The sequence below is a fragment of the Flavobacterium sp. PLA-DH12 genome, from assembly GCF_059511845.1.
In genome coordinates, this window is the sequence record NZ_JCAMPD010000014.1 from 51,234 (window position 1) to 73,358 (window position 22,125).

Sequence of the window (22,125 nt, forward strand, 5' to 3'; positions counted from 1 at the left end):
TTGTTTTTATATTGCTTTTGAATAGCTACTTAATCGACCGTTATTCAAAATAGAATTTATTGTTTTTATATATTCCTTTTTCGTGTACAGATTAACATCTAGACCAATGCTGCAATTATCATAAGGCTCGTATTTTTTCAAATTTGAAACAGAAAACAGCCCGATGGTTGGTGTATGTACAGCGCTTGATAAATGCATAATTCCGCTGTCGGCACCAATAAACAAATCAGCATTTGTAATAACAGCCCCTATTTCTCTTATGTCTTTACTATAAAATGTTGGTGCTTTAAAACCAATTTGAGATACATTTTCTACAGGCAGAATTTCAATAATATTATAATCTTTATATTCTCCGGTAAGCATTGAATAAAACTTTTCCCACCACTCTTCTGAAAGACATTTTGCTCCTGTTGCGTAGGTAAAAATGCAAATCGTTTTTTTGTTATTATCAGTAAGTTCGTTCAATATTTTTTTGCCTTCAGTGATTTCAGAAATTGTTAATTTAAGATCCAAAGGAGCAATTATTTTATTGCTGTTTGTTGGTAATCTCAGTTTTGACAAATAATTTCTAAAATTATAAACTGGGTATTTTGCAATGTGTTCAAAATCGCTTTTCTGCTCTGTTAATTCCTCTTCAGAATCTCCGAAAAACTTGTATTTGGCATTTGAAAACTGAACCGCTAATCGGCCCGAAGAAGAATTTTGATCAACATTGATTGCTAAATCGTAATGTGCTTTTTTTAACGAAATCCAAACCTTTGAGTATTCCACTAAACTTTTAAATGGTTTTTTAGGCAAATGAATTATTTTATCAACAACATCGTATTTTTCAAAAATAATTGGAGCCAATGTGCCTTTTACAAATAAATCAATTGTACAATTTGGAAACATTTCCGACACTTCCTGAACAAGTGGTGTAATCAGTAAAAGATTTCCTAACCTTCCATTTGGTCTGCAAATAAGAACTTTTTTGATTTCGTTCTTATCGACTAAAATAAAATCGTCCTGCATATTTGCTTTTCCAACATTCTTAGTTAGGTTCCGCATTATGCTGCGCCTGTGTACGTTTATTTTGTTTAAAACACTCATTTATGGAATAATTTACGGATTATAAATCTCAATTTAATTTTAGAAAACTAGCATTAAGAGCAGGTCTCAAATCTAATTTCTTTTATCTTCTAAAAATAAATTCTTCCAATAAGCATTTGTTACAAAATTGTAACGAAATGTATCAATATTCACATTTTTTGCTTTTGGAAGCGATATAAATTTACAATAAATTATTACGTAATCAACAAATTTATAGACAGTTAGCTAAAAAACATCGACAACTTCCCGATAAACCTAGACGTTTATTGTGACGACATAACCTTCGGAACCACGTACATTAAAAACTGTTCCGTTTTCAAATAATAGATACTGACCTTTAATTCCTGTCAATTTTCCAGTGAACGAAGGAGATTTATCCAAGTTCAAACTATTTACTTTTGCAGGATAACTTAACACTGGATATTGAAGTTCGTAAACATCATTTTTTTGAGCGTAAAAATAGTCTTTGACTTCTGCAGGAATTAAACTTTCGATTTTGGCTTTCTCTGCAATCAGATCAAAAGTCTCAACAGAGTTCTGAAGCATTTTTCTCCAATTGGTTTTGTCTGTATAATGATCTTTTAATGCTACCTCTGTAATTCCTGCCAAATAACGGTTTGGAACCTCAACAATGGCAATCGCTTGAGAAGCGCCTTGATCGATCCATCTGGTTGGAACTTGAGTTTTACGAGTAACACCTACTTTTATCTCGCATGCCGAAGCCAAATATACAATATGCGGTTGTAACTGAACTTTAGATTCATATTCTAAATCCCTGTCTGCAATTCCCAAATGTGCCGTACTCAATTCTGGCCTCATAATCCAATCTCCAACAGCTGGACTTGAATAAAAACATTCATAACAAAAACCTTGTCGGTATATTTTTTTCTTTTTACCGCAATTCAAACATTGGCAACCCACAAAATTGATTTCAATTTCTTTATCTAATAATTGATTCATGTTTAAGAAACTATCCTCGAAAACCAAATAATATTGAATTGGACTCCCAAGTTCGGTTTGCATTTTTGTCAGTACGCCTTGATATTGCATTTGAATTTTTTATTTATAATTGCTGATTTAAACTTCTCAAAAGATTTAAAGTTTTTTGTGTTAAATTCGACTTTTTTGGTAGAATCTTTACCGTAAATTGAATTGTTTATTACAAAAAAATATTATTTTTGATATGAAGACAAAGTTACTATTTGTCTATCGATATTCAAATTTTAAGTTTTTTGTTTTGCACAGATTGTAAGATTTAAAATCTAAAATTAGTTAACTAAAAAACAGATTCATGCCTTTATCTATTATCAATTCGTTTGCATCTTGGGTCCTCAAACAAAGGATTCACCAAATCGAGCTTTTTTTAAAATACCCAAATGAAGTTCAGGAAGAATTATTGCATAACTTATTGACGGCATCTGAAAATACGGTTATTGGAAAAAAATATGAATTTTCTACCATTAGTTCCTATCAAACCTTTGCTGAAAGAGTTCCGATTGCAACTTACGAGGAATTACAGCCACTTATTGAACGTACCCGTTTGGGAGAACAAAATGTTTTTTGGGAAAGCCCTATTAAATGGTTTGCCAAATCGAGCGGTACTACAAATGCAAAAAGTAAATTTATTCCTGTAAGTAATGAGGCTTTGGAGGATTGCCATTACAAAGGCAGTAAAGATCTTTTGTGTCTTTATCTAAATAATAATGAAGATTCTGAATTGTTTCTAGGAAAAAGCCTTCGTTTAGGAGGAAGTTCTCAGATTTACGAAAACAATAATACTTTCTTTGGAGATTTATCGGCTATTTTAATTGAAAACATGCCTATTTGGGCTGAATTCAGCAGTACGCCAAGCAGCAAAACTTCTCTAATGAGCGAATGGGAAACGAAAATTGCCGCTATTATCAATGAAACTAAAAACGAAAACGTAACCAGTTTTGCAGGAGTTCCTTCTTGGATGCTGGTTTTAATGAATAAAGTCCTTGAAAATACAGGAAAACAGAGTCTACTGGAACTTTGGCCAAATCTGGAAGTTTACTTTCACGGAGGCGTAAGTTTTTCTCCTTATAGAGAACAGTATAAAAAACTTTTGCCAAGCAAGGATTTTAGATATTACGAAATATACAATGCTTCTGAAGGCTTTTTTGCAATTCAGGATTTGAATAATTCAAGCGACTTATTATTAATGCTGGATTACGGAATTTTCTACGAATTTATTCCGATGGACACTTTTGGATCTCCAAACCAAAAAGTAGTTCGCTTGGCCGATGTTGAATTGAATAAAAATTACGCTATTGTTATCACTACAAATTCTGGTTTGTGGCGTTATTTAATTGGCGACACGGTTCGTTTTACTTCTTTAAATCCATACAGAATTAGAGTAACGGGAAGAACCAAACATCATATCAATGTTTTTGGCGAAGAATTAATGGTAGAAAATACCGATCAGGCTATTGCAAAAGCTTGTCAAGTAACACAAACTGAAGTTATCGATTATACGGTTGCTCCTATTTTTATGCATGATAAAGAAAAAGGTGCTCACGAATGGATGATTGAATTTAAGAAGCATCCCGCTGATGTTGGCCTTTTCCAAAAAGTGCTGGATGAAACTCTTCAAACTCTAAATTCAGATTACGAAGCTAAACGCTACAATAATATGACTTTAAATCCTTTGGTGATTAATGTTGCTCGAGAGAATTTATTTTATGATTGGCTGAAAGAAAGAGACAAATTAGGAGGCCAGCATAAGATTCCGAGGCTTTCGAATCAGAGAGATTATTTGGAGCAATTGAAAGAAATGTGCTAATAACAACTTATAAAAATGAAAGACACAAAATTTAGCGAAATGAGCAACGAAGAACTGATTAAAAATCAGAAGACATTAAAAACAGTGAATACTATTTTTTGCGTTGTTCTTTTTATGTTATTCATTCTTAACACATTCATTGTTTTTATGAAAGGATTTAGCGCTATGAATATTATTCCTGTTGCGTTATTGCCTATTCTTTTTCTAAATCTCAAAAATCTGAAAGAGATGAAGAAGGAGTTGGAATCTAGAAATCAGTAATTACAAAAATTCTTAGAAACATTATTCTTGAATTGCAACTAACTTTAGTTAGTGGTTAAATGAGTCTCTAAATATTTATTGGCTTTAGCCGAATTATCGTACCCGTTAATTTAGCTAAAGCCAATTTTAATCTTCATCCTTTATTCCTCCAGCTAAAGCTAGAGGCAATTCAAATGCAAATCTTACTTACAACTTCAAAACTAATGATTCCACTAAACCCGCATGAGGGATAGAAGTGGAAATCCTTTTGTGGTGGGGTTCACCACAAAAGATTGGAACGGATAGCCCGACCCGTAGGGACATGCCCATATAAAAAACCTCAACCTTTTATTTTAAAAGACTGAGGTTTGTTTTTTTTTATTTTGATTGTCGAATTTCTAGTGTGCTTTCTACCTATGATCGAAATGACAAACTAGACTTTACATCATATCAATATATCTATCGTGATATCCTAAAAGATACAAAACACCATCAAGACCTAAACTTGAAATTGAAGTTGAAGCACTTTCTTTAACTTTTGGTTTGGCATGGAAAGCAATCCCTAGACCAGCTAAGTTTAGCATTGGCAAATCGTTTGCTCCATCTCCCACCGCGATTGTCTGATTAATATGAATTCCTTCTTTTTCTGCAATTGCTTTTAATAATTCTGCTTTTTTCTGACCATCTACAATGTCACCTAAATATTTACCTGTCAGCTTACCATCTTTTATTTCTAATTGATTGGCGTGAACGTAGTCTATTCCTAATTCTTTTTGAAGATATTCTCCAAAATAAGTAAATCCTCCAGAAAGAATTGCGGTTTTATAGCCGTAGTATTTTAAGGCTTTCATCAAACGATGGGCTCCTTGTGTAATCGGCAAATTGATAGCAACATTTTGCAAAACTTCTTCACTTAAACCTTCTAGAAGAGCCATGCGCTTTTTGAAGCTTTCGTTGAAATCAATTTCACCGTTCATAGCCGATTCTGTAATAGCTCGCACTTGATCTCCAACTCCATTCAATTCAGCAAGCTCATCGATTACTTCGGTTTGAATTAAAGTCGAATCCATATCGAAGCAAACCAAACGGCGGTTTCTTCTATAAATATTATCTTCTTGGAAAGAGATATCAACGTTTAGCGTTCTGGAAATTTCCATAAAACTTGCCGTCATGATGATCTTGTTGACAATTTCGCCTGTAACAGATAATTGAATACAAGAACGCGGATATTCTTCCTTTTCTACAACAGAAGTTCTTCCTGTTAATCGGATAATAGAGTCAATATTTAAATTTTGATCTGACAATATTTGTGTAACTGCAGATAGTTGTGAAGCCGCCAGTGTCTCTCCCAAAATATTGATGATGTAACGCTGTTTTGATTGTGATTTTACCCAAGTTTCATAATCTTCGATAGAAATCGGAATAAATTTTACTTTAATTTCCAATTCATATGCTTTGAACAAAAGATCTTTTAAAACGGGTGCCGAAGAAGAACCTGCAGCAATTTCGAACAAAATTCCTAAAGAAAGCGTATCATGAATATCTGCCTGCCCGATATCTAAAATATTGGCGTCGTATGCTGCCAATACAGCTGTTAATCCTGCTGTAACTCCAATTTTATCGTGTCCAGAAACTTTTAATAAAATTATTTCTTTGTCTTCTGCTGCCATTTTTCTTTCTTGATTTTGAAGCGACAAAAATCGGCAATCTCTCGTTGATAAAAAAGAATAATCCTTGTTTTTTTAAAACGAAAAAGCACATTTTCATGTGCTTTTCAGAGTAATTTAACAATTATGCTCTACTATTAAAATAACGTAACTTTTACATTATTTCATTGGTTCATTTTTATCAAAACTCACCATCCAATTGATGCCGAATTTATCTTTAAACATTCCAAAGTAAGATCCCCAGAAAGTGTCATTCAATGGCATTTCTACTTTTCCTCCAGCTGAAAGTCCGTTAAAGATTTTATCTGCATCTTCTCTGCTTTCTGCATTAACAGAAACAGAAAAGTTATCTCCAAAACCGACATCTCCGTATCGTGGGTGGGTGTCGCTTCCCATTAAAATACTACTTCCGATTGGAAGAGATACATGCATGATTCGATTTAAAGCTTCTTCAGAAAGCACTTCGCCTTCTTCCGCTGGAGCATCTTTAAATTTTCCGATATACGGAAAATCTCCGCCAAAAACTGATTTGTAAAACAGAAATGCTGCTTCGCAAGTTCCGTTAAACATTAAATATGGATTTACTGCTGTTGCCATGATATTATTTTTTTAATTGTTAATTATAAATTATTAATTATCTGTTTTTCTTCTCATTTACTTTTCAGACAATTCTTTAATCAATTCCACCGCTTTAGGGAACGCATCTTTGAAATAATCAATATGTTTTTCAATTACATCTACTTCAACATGAAGATTTACAACATCTCCTTTTTGAGTTAATTTGTAAGTTTCCATTGCACCGCTCCATTTTTCAGTTTCCGCATTTGGTGGCACTTCTTTACGATCTTTGATTTCGCCAAGATGCTTAAAAGCCATATATTCATTCGGAATTTTAGTTTCAATCAAACTATTCATTCCATCTGCTCCGCCAGGTCCTAAAAAATAAATTTTGTCCCCTTCATTCCAAGTCGATTCGGCATAACTTCCTTCGGCAAAAACGCTTGTCCATTTTCTGTACGTTTCATCGTCCCATAAGACTTTCCAGATCTTTTCTTTAGAAGCCTTTATCTCAACATTAAACACTAATTTTTCCATCTTAATCTGGTAATTTACTAAAATCCATAAATAAAACATTCCAACGATGACCGTCCAAATCGGTAAAACCGCAGCCGTACATCCAGCCCTGACTTTCGGCAGGAGGAGCAAAAACGTTTCCTCCAGCTTCTTTGACTTTTTCGGCTAATTCATCAACTTCTTCTCTGCTTTCTGCGTCGATAGAAATCAAGACTTCAGAGCTTGAATTCGTATCTGTAACGCTGTTTTTAGAAAAACTTGAAAAAAGCATTTCTTCAAAAAGCATTATCACAAAATGTCCTTCACCTACAACCATGCACGTCGAACTTGGCGTATCATGCTGTTCATTAAACGAAAAACCTATTTTCCAGAAAAAATCTTTCGCTTTTGCCACATCCTTTACAGGAAGATTCAACCATATTTGTTTTGTCATTTTTTGTTTTTTTTTGTTGGGTTAGATATTTATTTCTTTTTTAAACCATATAAGTGATGTAAGTTAATTTTAAGTTTGTAATCTTTGAACCTTTGTTACTTTGAGCCTATGAACCTAAAATTAATTAGCTTCAACGTAACTTTTAAAATTATCCAAAATCGCCTGCCAGCCAGCACGCTGCATTTCTTCTGGATTTTGTGTTTCTGGGTCAAAACTTTCAACAATTTCAACACCATCTGCCGTTTCTGTAAAAGTGATTTCAACCTTTCTTCCGTCTCCCAAAACATAAGATAACGCTTCGTTTGGCTTTACTAAAGTAAATTCACCTCCAAAATCAAAACTCATGCTTCCGTCTTTTGCAGCCATAGTCGATTTAAATTTTCCTCCTTCTCTCAAATCTGCTTCTGCATAAGGCGTGTGCCAATCAGGAGAAGCAAAGCTCCATTTTGTAATATGTTCTGGAGTATTCCAAAAATTCCAAACTTTATCAAGAGATGCATTAACGGTGTTCTTTATTGTTATCATTTTTTATTTTTTGTTTGATTTGTTCTTACTTAATTACTACATGTTCTCTGGAATCTGACTTTCATCCATAAAGAAAACTTCCCAGTGATGTCCATCTACATCTAGAAAAGTTCTTTGATACATCCAACCATAATCATTTGTCTGATTATAATCTGTTCCACCCGATTTAATCGCTTTGTCCATCATTTCATCAACCTGCTCTCTAGTGTCTACAGAAATAGCAATAAGAGCTTCACTAGTTGTTGTTGAATCACAAATTTGTTTTTTGGTAAAGGTTTGATAAAACTCTTCTACCAAAATCATCACAAATATATTTTCATCAATAACCAAACAAGCTCCTTTTTCATTTGAGAATTTTGGATTGGTCGAAAAACCAAGTCCATTGTAAAAAGACACTGCCCTGTTTAAATCTTTTACAGCAAGATTTAAGAAGATTTTTGTTTTCATCTTTATAAAATTACGAATTAATTAAAACAAATTTAATTTTTTAAGATTACTTAAAAATACCAATAAAAGTCATTTTTAGGGGCATTTGAGACAATTTGCTTATTTTTGCATCTTACTGAAATTCCAAAAAACCAAAATATCATGAGCACGAAACTAGGATTAATCATACCTCACGATTATAAATTACTAAGCATCGCAGCCATATTAGAGGTATTCGAAACTGCTAATAAACTTACTCCTGAAACTGAAAAACCATTTGAAATCATGATTTTTCAATCGCAAGAACAAAACGATCAGGGAAATTTGTTTGGATATAAAAGCAACGCTATTGAAACTTCAGAAGTTATTCTAGACTTAATTTTAATTCCCGCTTTTACAACAGATAATATGAGCGAGATGATTAAAAAGAATAAAAGCTTTATTCCGTGGCTTCAAAAACAGCATAAGGCTGGAGCTGAATTAGCCAGTTTTTGCACAGGAGCTTTTTTGTTTGCCGCTTCTGGTTTATTGAACGAAAAGTTAGCCACAACACATGTTGACGCTTGCAGCGCCTTTACCAAAGCTTTTCCGATGGTAAAATTAAAACCTGAGGAAACTTTGACTGCTGACGGAAGTTTATATACCAGTGGAGGATCGACTTCAACCTTCCATCTATTGATTCTTTTGGTTCAGAAATTCTGCGGTAACGAAATGGCGGTCAAAATTGCTAAAATATTCTCAATCGATTTGAACCGATACAAACAAAGTTATTTCAGCACCTTCAGACCCAATCATTTACACAATGATTCTTTAGTTGCTCTATTGCAGCAAAAAATAGAAAATCAGTATCATTCTATCGAAAAACTGGAAGAGATCACAAAAGATATCCCAACAAGTGCTCGAAACATGACACGTCGTTTCAAACAAGTGACAGGAATTCCTCCTATCGAATATTTGCAAAATATTAGAGTCGAAAGTTCGAAGAAATACCTAGAACAAACGCAGCTTTCAATTTCAGAAATTATAGAAAAAACCGGCTATAATGACCCAAAAGCTTTTAGAAAAGTGTTTTATAAAATGGTCGGCATGAAACCAATTGAATATCGAGAAAAATTTAGAGTGCAGTAATTTTTAGAAGCAGATCAATTCATTTTCATCAGAACGTTTTGTCCTGCTCTACACTGTATTCCGGATAAACAAAAACTACGGCTAAAAAGCCTTGTTTTTCTAAATCGGGAGATGCCGTTTCGATCAGGGCTAAAATAGAACTTTTGTTTTTCAGCATTACTCTAAGACCTAACAATCCAAAGGAGTACTTTTTTATTGGCTTTCAAAAGTTCATCGATTTCTCTCATGCTCTCGTTTGAAACTGCAGGACAACCCCAACCCTCTGGTGTTCCTTTTGGATAAACTTCATTATCTGACACCTCTTCCCAAGAATGCAAAACAATGGCACGTTTTCGTGCATTAAAATTGCTTTTTTCTTTTCCTTGCAAAATATAATTTACCTTTATTCCCCACTGACTTACACCACGATCCAAAACAACATATTTTCCAACCGAAGAACAATGCGAATCAAATTCGTTACTCGTCTTTGCGTTATCTTTAGAATAAGTTCCTCCCCATTGATTATCTCCGCAACCATGACTCACCATATATGATTTCGAAACTTCTTTCTTTTCAAAATCGTAAACAAAAAATCGTTTATAACCAGAATGCAATCCGAGGTCAATCAAAATAAATTTATCTTGATTTAAATTATTGACTTTACAATAGTATGCTGCTTCTTTATAATAATTGCTGTAATCAACTTCAACACGAGGTTTTTCTAATGAAGCCACTTCATTTTTATGCTTATTTTCAGAAACAACTATTTTTTTACTTTCTCTACTGCAAGAAAAAACAAAAGCCAGACAAATTATAAAAAGCGTTTTCTTCATATCAAATATTTACTCAAAAGCACAAACGAAAATAAGGTTAAAAAAGTGTATAAAAAAACCTGCTCAGATAAATGAGCAGGTTCTATAATTGAACTTTATCAAAGTTTAAAAGCTATTTTTAAAGTTAAGAAGCAATCTCCATACGCTTCAATAAGTTTTTACTTAACGTATGTTCTGCATATTCTTTGTCGATTGTCAAACTGATATCGTCAGATGTTGGCAGTTCGTACATGGCATCTGTTAAGATAGCTTCACATAAAGAACGTAAACCACGCGCACCCAATTTGTACTCTAAAGCTTTATCTACAATAAAATCTAAAGCTTCATCGGTAATTGTAAACTCAACATCATCCATTAAGAATAATTTCTGATATTGTTTGATCAACGCATTTTTAGGCTGTGTCAAAATTGCACGAAGCGTTGCTTTATCCAAAGGATCCATGTGCGTTAAAACTGGTAAACGTCCAATAATCTCAGGAATCAAACCAAAGTCTTTAATGTCTTTTGGAATGATATATTGCAATAAATTATCTTTATCTATATTATCTACATTTTTAGAAGTTGAGTAACCAACTGCCTGACGGTTTAGACGTTTTGAAATAATACGCTCTACTCCATCAAAAGCACCTCCAGCAATAAATAAGATATTTTGAGTATTTACCTCAACAAATTTCTGGTCTGGGTGTTTACGTCCACCTTTTGGCGGTACGTTTACCACTGTTCCTTCCAATAACTTCAATAATGCCTGCTGAACACCTTCTCCAGAAACATCACGAGTAATTGATGGATTATCGCTCTTACGGGCAATTTTATCAATCTCATCAATAAATACTATTCCTCTTTCTGCTTTTGCTACATCATAATCTGCAGCCTGAAGCAAACGAGTTAAAATACTTTCAACGTCTTCTCCAACATATCCAGCTTCTGTTAATACTGTCGCATCAACAATAGCCAATGGAACATCTAACATTTTAGCAATAGTTTTTGCTACTAATGTTTTTCCTGTTCCTGTCTGACCCACCATGATAATGTTACTTTTTTCGATCTCTACTTCATCGTCTAATTGCTGTTGCATTAAACGCTTGTAGTGGTTGTAAACCGCAACCGACATTACTTTTTTTGTCTGGTCCTGACCAATAACATATTGATCTAGGAAAGCTCTAATTTCTTTTGGTTTCTTTAAAATTAAGTCACCAACTAGTTTCGCGCTTCCGCTAGATTTTAATTCTTCTAAAACAATTCCGTGTGCCTGTTCAATACACTTATCACAAATATGTGCATTGATACCTGCAATTAATAAATTAGTTTCTGGCTTCTTTCTTCCACAAAACGAACATTCTAATACTACTTTTGCCATTCTTTATTTAAGTTACTAAGCTGCAAAGATACTAAGTTTCTAAGCTTTTCAATTAAAACTTTAAAACTTAACTCCTTACAGCTTAATATTTTTATTTTTTTATTTAAAATTTAAATCACAAAGAACACTTAGAACCTTAGTGTCTTAGCAACTTAGAAGCTTAAAAGATTATCCTCTTCTTAACACTTCGTCAATCATTCCGTACTCTTTCGCCTCGTCAGCTTTCATCCAGTAATCACGCTCACTGTCTTTGTGCACTTTGTCAAAAGTTTGTCCTGAATGTTGAGAAATGATGTTATACAATTCATCTTTTAATTTCAACATCTCGCGTAAGTTGATTTCCATATCTGTTGCAACACCTTGTGCTCCTCCTGATGGCTGGTGAATCATTACTCTTGAGTGAGGCAATGCAGAGCGTTTTCCTGCAGCTCCTGCACATAGTAAAACTGCTCCCATAGAAGCTGCCATTCCTGTACAGATTGTTGCTACATCAGGTTTGATGTACTGCATAGTATCGTAAATTCCTAAACCTGCATAAACACTTCCTCCTGGAGAGTTTAAATAAATTTGAATATCTTTTGAAGCATCAGCGCTTTCTAAAAATAACAACTGAGCCTGAACGATATTAGCAATCTGATCGTCAATACCTGTTCCTAAAAAGATAATTCTGTCCATCATTAATCTTGAGAAAACGTCTAATTGAGAAATATTCAATTGGCGCTCTTCGATAATATATGGAGTCATGTTTGTTGGTGTCATCGCTGCTACGATTTTATCGTAATACATTGCGTTTACTCCTTGGTGCTTTGTAGCAAATTTTTTGAATTCTTTACCGTAGTTCATATTTTTAGTTTAAAGTTGAAAAGTCTAAAGTCAGCATGTGACTTAAACGAATTAAACAAAGTTCATACCTTTTTATAAGAGATGCCAATTTGTCTGAAACGTTTCTTTTGTTTCAAGTTTAAGGTTTCAAGTTAACTGAAGAAAACATGAAACCTGAAACCTTAAACTTGAAACAAAAAAAAGAACGTCAACAGAATCAAAAATTCCATTGACGTTCAAATATAATTATTTTTATCTTTCAGTTTCTGTAATAAAATCTTAATTTTTAAAAAGTATATCTCTTAACTTTTGACTTTACAACTTTTAACTTTCAGACTAAAATTTATTCTCCGTAAGAAGCTGCAATAAATTCTTCGTAAGTAACCTCTTTTGTAGTTGGGTTAGCTTTTTCTTTGAAGATATCTAACATTTTAGCTGCTACAACTTGCTCAGAAAGTCTTTTTACTTCGTCTTGGTTAGATAAAACTCTAGCCACGATTCCTTGAACTTCTTCGTCAGTTGGGTTTGTTTGACCAAATTGAGCCATTTGCTGTCTGATTGCGTTTGATGTAAACTCTTTCAAGTCATCAAATGTAATTTGGATATTGCTTTGAGCTAAAGCTTTTCCTTCGATTAATTGGAAACGTAAACCTTTTTCAGATCTTGCGTATTCAACTTCAGCTTCTTCTGCAGTTAATTTTTTCTCTCCAACAGTTTGCAACCATTTTTTCAAGAATTCAGCTGGCAAATCGAATTTTGTGTTTTCGATCAAGAAATCCTGAACATCTAATAATAATTTTTGGTCAGCTTGCTGAGCGAATTGAGATTCAGCGTCTTCTTTAATTTTAGCTTTTAAATCTTCTAAAGAAGCTACTTTTCCTTCACCAAAAAGTTTGTCGAATAATTCTTGGTTTAATTCAGCTGGCTCAGAACCGTTGATTGCTTCAATAGTAAAGTTCACTTCAACATCTAAACCGTGAACACCTTCGTGACCTACTTTTAAGTAATCCATTAATTGGTGATCGTCTTCAAATAAACCTTTTGTGCTTACTGTAACAACATCTCCAACTTTTTTACCTGTGAATTGTTTTTGAGCTTTTTTGCTGAATGCATCTACAGAAATTGTAGTTGTATTGTTGATTCCGTTTGCTTCGTTTGAGAAAGTTCCAGTTAAATCAGATTTAGCATCAGAAACTTCTTGAGGAACTGCTTTTCCAAATTGTTTTTGGATACGCTCAACTTGTCCATCGATTAATTTATCGTCAGCAGTAACAATATATTTTACGATATTATTTTTAGCTTCAAGATCAATTTCAAAATTTGGCACTAAACCAATTTCGTATTCGAAAGTTAATTCTTCAGCATCCCAGTTAAAATTTTCGTTTACTTTAGCAAGAGGAGTTCCTAAAAGATTTAATCTTTCAGATTGAATATAACGCTCTAAAGCCAAATCAACTACTTTTTTGATCTCTTCTTGCTTAATAGCTTTTCCGTATTGTTTTTCAACAAGATCTTTAGGCACTGCCCCTTTTCTAAATCCTTTTACTTGCGCTAAAGGCATTTTTTCGTTAATTCTTTTTGCTACTTGACCTTTATAATCCATATGAACAACGTTCATAACGATTGTCTCGTTTACAGCGTCTATTGCTACTCTTTTAATATCCATCTTCTTCTTTAATTTACATAATAAAATTGGGTTGCAAAATTATAAAATTTTTGCAACCCAACCAAGTTTTTAATCTATTGTATTTGAAGCAGTTTTAATCTGCTACATTTGTTTTATTTATCATCTCCAAGTATTTTATAAGTAATAGATTGAAGTATAGACAAAATAATACTGAATAGTAATGCTGTCCAAAATGAATTTACTGCAAAACCGCCCACAATATTGGTGCACAGCAAAATAATTATCGCGTTGATTACCAGTAAAAACAAACCTAAAGTAACAAAAGTAACCGGCAAGGTTAAAATCACTAAAATTGGTTTTATAAAAACGTTCAGCAATCCTAAAACTACTGCAACAATTACAGCCGTACCAAAACTAGCAACATGAACCCCAGTCAAAATATTAGATAATAATAAAACCAAGGCAGCAGTAACAAGGAGTCTAAGTAATAATTTCATAGTTATTCTGGTTTAAAATTTATTTAAAAGTACTAATTTTTTAATCAAAAATAACTACTCTTTTAAAAAGGTGGCAGTCAATTCAAAAAACATTTTCGGATTTTCTGCATGAAGCCAATGCCCTGCATTTGGAATTGTTTCTAATTTTAGATTTGGAAAATGCTTGCGAATTCCATCAAGATCAGCATCTTGAATATAGCCAGAATTTCCTCCTCTAATAAATAATGTCGGATTATTAAAAACTAAATGATCAGCCAAAGGTTTTCCAATAGCATCGAGATTATTATTAAATGCTTCAAGATTAAATCTAAAGGCCAATTGTCCTGGCTCTTTCCAATATAGATTTTTCAATAGGAATTGTCTTGTTCCAAAATCCGGAACATATTGAGACACTATTTCCTCTACATCATTCCGGCTTGGTTTTACCGAAAAATCGACAGCATTTAATCCTGCCAAAATCTCCTGATGATGCTGTTTATAGAATCTCGGGCCAATATCTGCCACAATTAATTTATCTACAATCTCTGGATGTGTGGTTGCAAAAAGCATTGCTACTTTCCCTCCCATTGAATGTCCGAGAATATCAATTCGTGTTAGATTATTTGCCTTACAATATTCATAAACATCTTGAACCATGGCTTCATAACTCCATTCATCTGAATGAAAACTGCGACCGTGGTTTCTTAAATCTAAAATATGAACTTGAAATCCAGCTTCTACATATTGCCCTGCCAAAGTTTTCCAATTGTCAGACATTCCAAGAAATCCGTGCATGATGACAAGCGGTTTTCCTTCGCCTTCTATTTTTGAGTATAACATTTACTTTTTAGTTTTACTTTGAAAAATTATTTCAATTTATTCAGATACATATTTACTGTATTATCTAACCCAAGGTAAAGTGCCTCTGAAATCAAGGCATGACCAATAGAAACTTCCAATAAACCAGGAATATTTTGCTTGAAAAATTTAATATTATCTAAACTTAAATCGTGTCCGGCATTGATTCCTAAACCTAATTCGTTTGCCAATTCTGCAGCTTTAGTGTATGGCTCAATCCCTTTTTCGTTTCCTAAACTATATTGGTGCGCAAAAGATTCCGTATACAATTCAATTCTATCTGTCCCTGTTTTTTTTGCTCCTTCAATCATTTCTAAAATTGGATCAACAAAAATTGATGTTCTGATTCCGTTTTTTTGGAACTCTTGGATAACCTCAGTTAAATATTCTTGATTTTTAATCGTATCCCAACCTGCAGAAGAAGTTATTGCTCCAATTGCATCTGGAACTAAGGTTACCTGATCTGGTTTGCATTCTAAAACCAAATCAATAAAATTATGTTGCGGATTTCCTTCAATATTATATTCTGTGGTAACAACTGCTTTCAAATCGCGCGCATCCTGATAACGAATATGACGCTCGTCTGGACGTGGATGAATGGTAATTCCCTGCCCTCCAAATCGCTGAATATCTGCAGCTACTTTTAATAAATCTGGAACATTTCCGCCACGGGCATTTCGAAGCGTTGCTATTTTATTGATATTTACACTTAATTTTGTCATATAAATAGATATTAATTCTAGTAACATTATATTTGTTACGACAAAAATACAAAGTAAAACAGAGCGGTTTTCGGTATTTTTTGATTATTTTGCATCAAATATCTTCAATTGATTTATGACAGAAATTACAAACTATATCACAAACGATTTCAGAGCGATTGACAGTCAGGAAACGATAGCCTCGATTCAGGACTTTTTTATCGATGTAAATTTTTCTCATTTTCCGATTTTGGAAGACGGTGTTTTTATTGGAAACATCTCTTCTGACGATGTTGAAACATTTGACACTGAAAAAAAAGCAGTTGATTATAAATATACTTTAGAACGTTTTTTTGCCAGAAAATCGATGATCTGGCTAGATGTTCTAGAAGTTTTCGCAAAAAACCACACCAATCTTCTCCCAATTCTTGATGAGAATAATAATTACGTAGGTTATTATGAAATGGAAGATATCATGAAATTTTTTCAAGAAACTCCATTTTTAAAAGAACCTGGCGCTATTATTATTGTGCAAAAAGGTCTGTTGGATTATTCTATGAGCGAGGTGACCCAAATTGTAGAAAGTAATAATGGAAAAGTTTTAGGATGTTTTGTCTCTGAAGCTGATACAGAAAATGTTCAAATTACTGTAAAAATTGGTTTAGGAGCAATCAATGAAATCATTCAGACTTATAGAAGATATGGATATGAAATTATTTCAGAACATCAGGAAGACAACTATATTAACAGTCTAAAAGAGCGATCAGATTATTTAGACAAATATCTCAACATATAAATTATGAATGTGCCAATGGGAGAATTAGTTAATTAGATAATTTTCGCATTTCCAAATTATCTAATTTACACATTGACAAATTATCTAATTTACAACGAATGAAAATAGCCATTTACGGACAATATTATCAGAACAGTACCGAACCTATTATAAAAGACATATTCAATTTCTTCAATGCCAACAACGTCGAAATGGTAATTGAAGAAAACTTCTTGAACATGCTTTATGAAAAACAGCTTGTAAAAAAAGAATACAAAACTTTTTCGCCGAGTACTGCTTTAGACAATAGTTTCGAAATGCTGATAAGTATTGGAGGTGACGGTACGATTCTTAGAGCCGCTGCATTTGTTCGAAATTCTGGCGTTCCTTTATTAGGAATTAATGCTGGAAGATTAGGTTTCTTGGCTAAAGTTCAGAAAGAAAACATTGACATTTTACTTCAATATGTTATTAGCCAAAATTATACAACTTCTGAAAGAACCTTATTAGGCTTAACTTGCGAACCTTATAACAAAGCTTTTGAAGAACTTAATTTTGCAATGAACGAAGTTACTGTGAGTAGAAAAGATACCACTTCGATGATTACTGTCGAAACATATTTAAATAATGAATATCTAAATTCTTATTGGGCTGATGGTTTAATCATTTCAACACCAACAGGTTCTACAGGATATTCTTTAAGTTGCGGTGGACCAATTTTAACACCAGATGTCAAAAGTTTAGTTATTACACCAATTGCACCACATAATTTAACCGCCAGACCTCTAGTTATTCCAGACGACACAGAAATTACATTGCGCGTATCAGGAAGAGAAGACCAGTATTTGGTTTCTTTAGACTCAAGAATTTCTTCTGTGAAAAACGAGTCTATTTTAAAAATTAAAAAAACAGATTACAAAATTAAAATGGTCGAAATACCAGGCGAAACTTTCTTAAAGACGTTAAGAAACAAACTGCTATGGGGAGAAGATAAAAGAAATTAAACTCTTTTCTGATTCTTCACTATACGATAATACCACATTTTCTCGTTCTGCATGTAGTGAATCATCATTAAATGGCTCAAAATCATAACGTAAATTAAAAAAAAAGCACATTTAACTAAAGGAACTTTGATTCGTATTGATAATTATTATATTTGCACGCAATTTTGAATTAAATGAAGAAAATTTTTAATTTATTGTTATGTTTTTTCCCCCTTATTACACTAAATGCTCAAATCAATGAGATTGGTGTCTTTTTTGGCGGAAGTAACTTTGTAGGCGATGTTGGAAAAACAACTTACATCTCCCCAGAAAAACCAGCTTTTGGTGTTCTTTACAAGTGGAATAGAAGCCCAAGACATGCTTGGAGATTTTCTTACATGCAATCAAACATTAGCGGAAATGATTTTAAATCAGATGAAACAGGAAGAAATCAGAGAGGCTATCGCTTTGACAATGATATTAAAGAATTTTCTGCTGGACTAGAATTCAATTTTTTCGATTTTAATCTGCATGATTACCATACTAAGATAACTCCTTATGTCTTTACCGGTTTAAATTACTTTATTTTTGACAACTTGTACAGATATACTTCAAACCCAAACGTAATATACGCTCAAAAAAACCGTAGTTCTGCAGCAATACCAATTATATTAGGTATAAAATCTAATATCTCGCCTCGTTTTGTTTTAGGAGCCGAAGTCGGAGCACGTTATACCTTTACAGACAACATTGACGGAAGTAATCCTAATACAAGCAATACACAAATCCTAAAATTTGGAAATTTAAATAATAATGACTGGTATGTTTTCTCAGGTCTTACTTTAACGTATACCTTTGGACAAAAACCTTGCTATTGCCCAGAATAAAATGAATTTAATAGAATCAATAGATCACAAAAACTTACCTAAACACCTTGCCATTATCATGGACGGCAACGGACGCTGGGCAAAACAACAAGGCTTCCTGCGTGCATTTGGCCATGAAAATGGAACAAAATCTGTAAAAGAAATAATCAAAACCTCGGCTAAACTTGGAATTGAGTATTTAACTTTATACGCTTTTTCTACAGAAAACTGGAATCGTCCTAAACTGGAGGTGCAGGCATTAATGAAAATATTGATTAATTCATTAAAAAAAGAACTTGTAACCCTTGAAGAAAACAATATCAGACTTAATGCAATTGGAAATCTTGATAAATTACCAAAAACAGCCCAAAAAGAACTTTTGGATGTTATGGAAAAAACCAAAAACAATACTCGTTTAACTCTTACCCTCGCTTTAAGTTATGGCTCCAGAGAGGAACTGGTAAATGCTGTAAAGTCAATTAGTGATAAAGTTAAAAATAATATAATTTCAATAGACACTATTGACGATTCAATTATAAATGAGCATCTTTACACGCAAAATTTACCAGACGTAGATTTATTAATACGAACAAGTGGAGAACATAGAATAAGTAATTTTTTGCTGTGGCAGATTGCCTATGCAGAATTGTATTTTACTAATGTCTTGTGGCCAGACTTTAAAGACCAAGATTTATATGAGGCTATTATTAGTTATCAAAAAAGAGAACGTAGATTTGGAAAAACCAGTGAACAAATTAAATAATTTTTTAGTGTTGCAAAAAAAAATACAAATAGTCCTTACCCTTTTACTTTTGGGTAGTTTTTCACAAATTAAAGCACAAGAAAGAGTTCCTTTTGATCAAGGGAAAAAATATATTCTAGCTAAAGTTTCTGTTGTTGGTAAAATAAGCTTCAATGAACAAACGGTTGTAACCTTTTCAGGACTTCAGAAAGGACAAGAGATAACTGTACCTGGAGAAGAAATCAGTAGCGCAATTAAAAAATTAGGAAAACTGGGGCTTTTTGATGAAATCGCTTTCTATGTTAATAAAGTAGAAAATGACAGTATCTATTTAGACCTAGATATCGTCGAACTTCCTAAATTAAACGAGGTTAAAATTGTTGGTGTTAAGAAAAGCAAAGTTGAAGCCTTAATTAAGGATAACAACTTGACAAAGAATAAAATTGTCAACGAAAACTTAATTACTACGACTAAGAATTACATCGAAAATAAATACAAAAAAGAAGGTTTTTATAACACTAAAGTTACAATCACCAATACTCCTGATACTATAAACGGGCATCAAGTTAATATGCTTGTCAGGATAGACAAGGGAGACAAAGTAAAAATCAGTAGCATTGACTTCACTGGAAACAAACAACTCACAGACACTCAGTTGCGAGGTGCAATGAAAGACACAAAACAGAAAAACTTCATTCGCGTATTTAAAGCATCGAAATTTATTCCAGAAAAATATAAAACTGACTTAGAAAAAGTAATCGCAGCCTATAAAGAAAAAGGGTATCGCGATGCTCGTATTATTTATGATTCTGTACAATATAATAAGAAGAAAAATACACTTGCTATTAAAATTGATGTAGAAGAAGGAAACAAATATTACTTCGGAAACATTAAATTCTTAGGTAATACAGTTTACTCAGATCAGCTTTTAAGCCGTTATTTGGGAATCAAAAAAGGAGAAACTTATAACGGAGTTTTACTTGAAAAAAGAATTGCCGATAAGTCTAAACCAGACGCAGAAGATATTACCAACTTATACCAAAACAACGGTTATTTGTTCTCAAACATTAATGCTGTAGAGGTAAAAACAGTTAATGACACTATCGATTTTGAGATTAGAGTTACAGAAGGTCCTATCGCTTATTTCAACAAAATTACGGTTGTTGGAAACGATAAAACAAACGACCATGTTATTTACCGAGAGTTAAGAACAAAACCAGGCGAAAAATATAGCAAAGAACAATTAGTTAGAACGATTCGTGAGATTGGACAATTAGGTTTCTTTGATCCTGAGGCAATCGATCCTAAATTTAAAAATGTTGATGCTGGAGCAGGAACAGTTGATATTGAATACAATGTAGTAGAAAAAGGATCTAGCCAGGTTGAGCTTCAAGGAGGTTACGGAGGTGGTGGTTTCATTGGAACATTGGGACTTTCGTTTAACAACTTCTCAGCGCGTAAAATATTTGATAAAGAAGCTTATAAGCCTTTACCAATGGGAGACGGACAAAAAGTCTCGCTTCGTTTGCAAGGAAGTACATATTTCCAAACCTATAGTTTATCTTTCTCAGAGCCATGGTTTGGAGGAAAGAAACCCGTACAGTTTAGTTCATCTATTTCATACAGTAAGCAATTTCTTAACAATTACATCACTAGAACTGTTGATAAAAGCAAAAGTTTTAATATTTTTACAATCCAAGTTGGTTTAGCAAAAAGACTAACCGTGCCAGATGACTACTTCGTATTATCACAGTCTGTAAGTTATCAGCACTACGACTTGAACAATTATAATACAGGTTTGTTTACTTTTGGTGATGGTGCATCAAGAAACTTAGCTTATACAATCGGACTTTCAAGAAGCAATAAAGGGGTAAACCCAATATTCCCAACGTATGGTTCTGAATTTAGTATTTCGGCAAAAGTTACACCTCCATATTCATTATTTAATGGAATTGATTATGGTGATTTACATAACCAAAAAGATTATAAAACACAATACACAGGAACATCTGGAAGTGGTGTAGATGGAAAACCACTTAACAATGGTGACTATGTAAAAACAGAGACTGTAAATGGGCAAACTGGTTATGTAAGTGTTGGATCTGATTATTCAAGCGCTGATACAGATGTAGCAAAAGTCGATCAGAAAAAATACAACTGGTTAGAATACTATAAAATTAAATTTAAAGGAGATTGGTATACTAAAGTTTATGGAAAATTAGTATTAAGAACACTTACCGAATTTGGTTTCTTAGGGGCTTATAACCAAGAAAGAGGTGTAATTCCGTTTGAGCGTTTTTACTTAGGAGGTGATGGTATGGCACAATACTCAATGGATGGTAGAGAGACAATTCAGTTGAGAGGTTATCCAAACAACTCTTTGACTCCTGTAAATGCAAATGGTGATGCAATTGGAGCAACGATTTACAACAAATTCTCTATGGAATTACGTTACCCAATTACATTAAAAGCATCGGCTTCTATTTTTGCCTTAACGTTCTTAGAAGCAGGTTCATCTTATCCAACGTTCAAAGATTACAACCCATTTGATTTAAATCGTTCTGCTGGAGCTGGTTTACGTGTATTCATGCCTGCATTTGGATTATTGGGTATTGACTTTGGTTACGGATTTGATGCTCTTCCAGGGCAAACAAAAGCTAATGGATGGGAAACACACTTTATTATTGGACAACAATTTTAGTGAAATAACGTTTGGTTAAA

At 33.2% G+C, this 22,125-nt stretch carries 24 protein-coding genes; 8 read left to right on the forward strand and 16 right to left on the reverse strand.

Annotated elements, in window-relative coordinates; translation table 11 throughout:
* Positions 1-6: 6 nt before the first annotated feature.
* Positions 7-1,089 (reverse strand): glycosyltransferase family 9 protein, encoded by a 1,083-nt coding sequence (locus AC5ZCW_RS21280; RefSeq protein ID WP_496121630.1) that lies wholly within the window; start codon positions 1,087-1,089, stop codon positions 7-9.
* 255 nt (positions 1,090-1,344) lie between these two features.
* Positions 1,345-2,139 carry a DUF2797 domain-containing protein gene (locus AC5ZCW_RS21285; protein ID WP_343543068.1) on the reverse strand — a complete coding sequence of 265 codons (795 nt, stop codon included), beginning with the start codon at positions 2,137-2,139 and terminating at the stop codon, positions 1,345-1,347.
* Positions 2,140-2,380: 241 nt separating this feature from the next.
* On the opposite strand from AC5ZCW_RS21285, the gene AC5ZCW_RS21290 reads away from it, so the two are divergent.
* Entirely contained in the window at positions 2,381-3,892 is a 1,512-nt protein-coding gene (locus AC5ZCW_RS21290; protein WP_281631194.1) for a GH3 auxin-responsive promoter family protein, read from the forward strand.
* A gap of 15 nt (positions 3,893-3,907) precedes the next feature.
* Positions 3,908-4,153, forward strand: coding sequence for a redox-active disulfide protein 2 (locus tag AC5ZCW_RS21295; protein ID WP_343543069.1), 246 nt, complete (start codon positions 3,908-3,910; stop codon positions 4,151-4,153).
* Positions 4,154-4,572: 419 nt separating this feature from the next.
* Here the strand turns inward: AC5ZCW_RS21295 and serB are convergent, their stop codons facing one another.
* The 6 genes from serB to AC5ZCW_RS21325 form a co-directional block, all read right to left on the reverse strand.
* On the reverse strand, positions 4,573-5,802 hold the full coding sequence (serB, locus tag AC5ZCW_RS21300) for a phosphoserine phosphatase SerB (protein ID WP_343543071.1): 1,230 nt from the start codon (positions 5,800-5,802) through the stop codon (positions 4,573-4,575).
* 156 nt (positions 5,803-5,958) lie between these two features.
* Complete coding sequence (locus AC5ZCW_RS21305) at positions 5,959-6,396, reverse strand: VOC family protein (protein WP_343543072.1); 438 nt, start codon at positions 6,394-6,396, stop codon at positions 5,959-5,961.
* Between the two features lie 57 nt (positions 6,397-6,453).
* The gene (locus AC5ZCW_RS21310) at positions 6,454-6,894 is read right to left on the reverse strand and encodes an SRPBCC family protein (protein ID WP_496121631.1); all 441 of its coding nucleotides are present in this window, start codon (positions 6,892-6,894) and stop codon (positions 6,454-6,456) included.
* Position 6,895: 1 nt separating this feature from the next.
* A complete protein-coding gene (locus tag AC5ZCW_RS21315) occupies positions 6,896-7,306 on the reverse strand; it encodes a VOC family protein (protein ID WP_177210886.1) in 411 nt (136 codons plus the stop codon).
* Positions 7,307-7,426: 120 nt separating this feature from the next.
* Positions 7,427-7,831, reverse strand: a complete 405-nt coding sequence (locus AC5ZCW_RS21320) for an SRPBCC family protein (RefSeq protein WP_343543075.1) — start codon at positions 7,829-7,831, stop codon at positions 7,427-7,429.
* 36 nt (positions 7,832-7,867) lie between these two features.
* Positions 7,868-8,278 carry a VOC family protein gene (locus AC5ZCW_RS21325; protein WP_343543076.1) on the reverse strand — a complete coding sequence of 137 codons (411 nt, stop codon included), beginning with the start codon at positions 8,276-8,278 and terminating at the stop codon, positions 7,868-7,870.
* A gap of 141 nt (positions 8,279-8,419) precedes the next feature.
* On the opposite strand from AC5ZCW_RS21325, the gene AC5ZCW_RS21330 reads away from it, so the two are divergent.
* On the forward strand, positions 8,420-9,385 hold the full coding sequence (locus AC5ZCW_RS21330) for a GlxA family transcriptional regulator (protein ID WP_343543078.1): 966 nt from the start codon (positions 8,420-8,422) through the stop codon (positions 9,383-9,385).
* A 28-nt stretch (positions 9,386-9,413) separates the two neighbouring features.
* Here the strand turns inward: AC5ZCW_RS21330 and AC5ZCW_RS21335 are convergent, their stop codons facing one another.
* The 8 genes from AC5ZCW_RS21335 to AC5ZCW_RS21370 all read right to left on the reverse strand — a co-directional run bounded on the left by AC5ZCW_RS21335 (position 9,414) and on the right by AC5ZCW_RS21370 (position 16,059).
* Positions 9,414-9,542: a hypothetical protein gene (locus AC5ZCW_RS21335; RefSeq protein WP_496121632.1), complete on the reverse strand. Its 129-nt coding sequence runs from the start codon at positions 9,540-9,542 to the stop codon at positions 9,414-9,416.
* Between the two features lie 4 nt (positions 9,543-9,546).
* A complete protein-coding gene (locus tag AC5ZCW_RS21340) occupies positions 9,547-10,197 on the reverse strand; it encodes a murein L,D-transpeptidase catalytic domain-containing protein (protein WP_496121634.1) in 651 nt (216 codons plus the stop codon).
* Between the two features lie 124 nt (positions 10,198-10,321).
* The gene (clpX, locus tag AC5ZCW_RS21345; RefSeq protein ID WP_177210893.1) at positions 10,322-11,554 is read right to left on the reverse strand and encodes an ATP-dependent Clp protease ATP-binding subunit ClpX; all 1,233 of its coding nucleotides are present in this window, start codon (positions 11,552-11,554) and stop codon (positions 10,322-10,324) included.
* A 168-nt stretch (positions 11,555-11,722) separates the two neighbouring features.
* Positions 11,723-12,397 carry an ATP-dependent Clp endopeptidase proteolytic subunit ClpP gene (gene clpP / locus AC5ZCW_RS21350; RefSeq protein WP_201998525.1) on the reverse strand — a complete coding sequence of 225 codons (675 nt, stop codon included), beginning with the start codon at positions 12,395-12,397 and terminating at the stop codon, positions 11,723-11,725.
* A gap of 322 nt (positions 12,398-12,719) precedes the next feature.
* Positions 12,720-14,042 (reverse strand): trigger factor, encoded by a 1,323-nt coding sequence (locus AC5ZCW_RS21355; protein ID WP_496121636.1) that lies wholly within the window; start codon positions 14,040-14,042, stop codon positions 12,720-12,722.
* 113 nt (positions 14,043-14,155) lie between these two features.
* A complete protein-coding gene (locus AC5ZCW_RS21360; RefSeq protein ID WP_177210895.1) occupies positions 14,156-14,500 on the reverse strand; it encodes a phage holin family protein in 345 nt (114 codons plus the stop codon).
* Between the two features lie 54 nt (positions 14,501-14,554).
* Positions 14,555-15,319 (reverse strand): alpha/beta fold hydrolase, encoded by a 765-nt coding sequence (locus AC5ZCW_RS21365; protein WP_496121637.1) that lies wholly within the window; start codon positions 15,317-15,319, stop codon positions 14,555-14,557.
* 26 nt (positions 15,320-15,345) lie between these two features.
* Entirely contained in the window at positions 15,346-16,059 is a 714-nt protein-coding gene (locus AC5ZCW_RS21370) for a pyridoxine 5'-phosphate synthase (protein WP_496121638.1), read from the reverse strand.
* A gap of 115 nt (positions 16,060-16,174) precedes the next feature.
* Between AC5ZCW_RS21370 and AC5ZCW_RS21375 the strand changes: the two genes are divergently transcribed.
* The 5 genes from AC5ZCW_RS21375 to AC5ZCW_RS21395 all read left to right on the forward strand — a co-directional run bounded on the left by AC5ZCW_RS21375 (position 16,175) and on the right by AC5ZCW_RS21395 (position 22,105).
* On the forward strand, positions 16,175-16,834 hold the full coding sequence (locus AC5ZCW_RS21375) for a CBS domain-containing protein (protein WP_281631183.1): 660 nt from the start codon (positions 16,175-16,177) through the stop codon (positions 16,832-16,834).
* Between the two features lie 98 nt (positions 16,835-16,932).
* Positions 16,933-17,817 (forward strand): NAD kinase, encoded by an 885-nt coding sequence (locus tag AC5ZCW_RS21380; RefSeq protein ID WP_281631182.1) that lies wholly within the window; start codon positions 16,933-16,935, stop codon positions 17,815-17,817.
* Positions 17,818-17,990: 173 nt separating this feature from the next.
* Positions 17,991-18,683, forward strand: coding sequence for a type IX secretion system protein PorG (gene porG / locus AC5ZCW_RS21385; protein ID WP_343543090.1), 693 nt, complete (start codon positions 17,991-17,993; stop codon positions 18,681-18,683).
* 1 nt (position 18,684) lies between these two features.
* On the forward strand, positions 18,685-19,425 hold the full coding sequence (gene uppS, locus AC5ZCW_RS21390; protein WP_343543142.1) for an undecaprenyl pyrophosphate synthase: 741 nt from the start codon (positions 18,685-18,687) through the stop codon (positions 19,423-19,425).
* Positions 19,358-22,105 carry a BamA/OMP85 family outer membrane protein gene (locus tag AC5ZCW_RS21395; RefSeq protein ID WP_343543091.1) on the forward strand — a complete coding sequence of 916 codons (2,748 nt, stop codon included), beginning with the start codon at positions 19,358-19,360 and terminating at the stop codon, positions 22,103-22,105. Before uppS ends, AC5ZCW_RS21395 begins: the two co-directional genes overlap by 68 nt.
* Positions 22,106-22,125 lie beyond the last annotated feature (20 nt).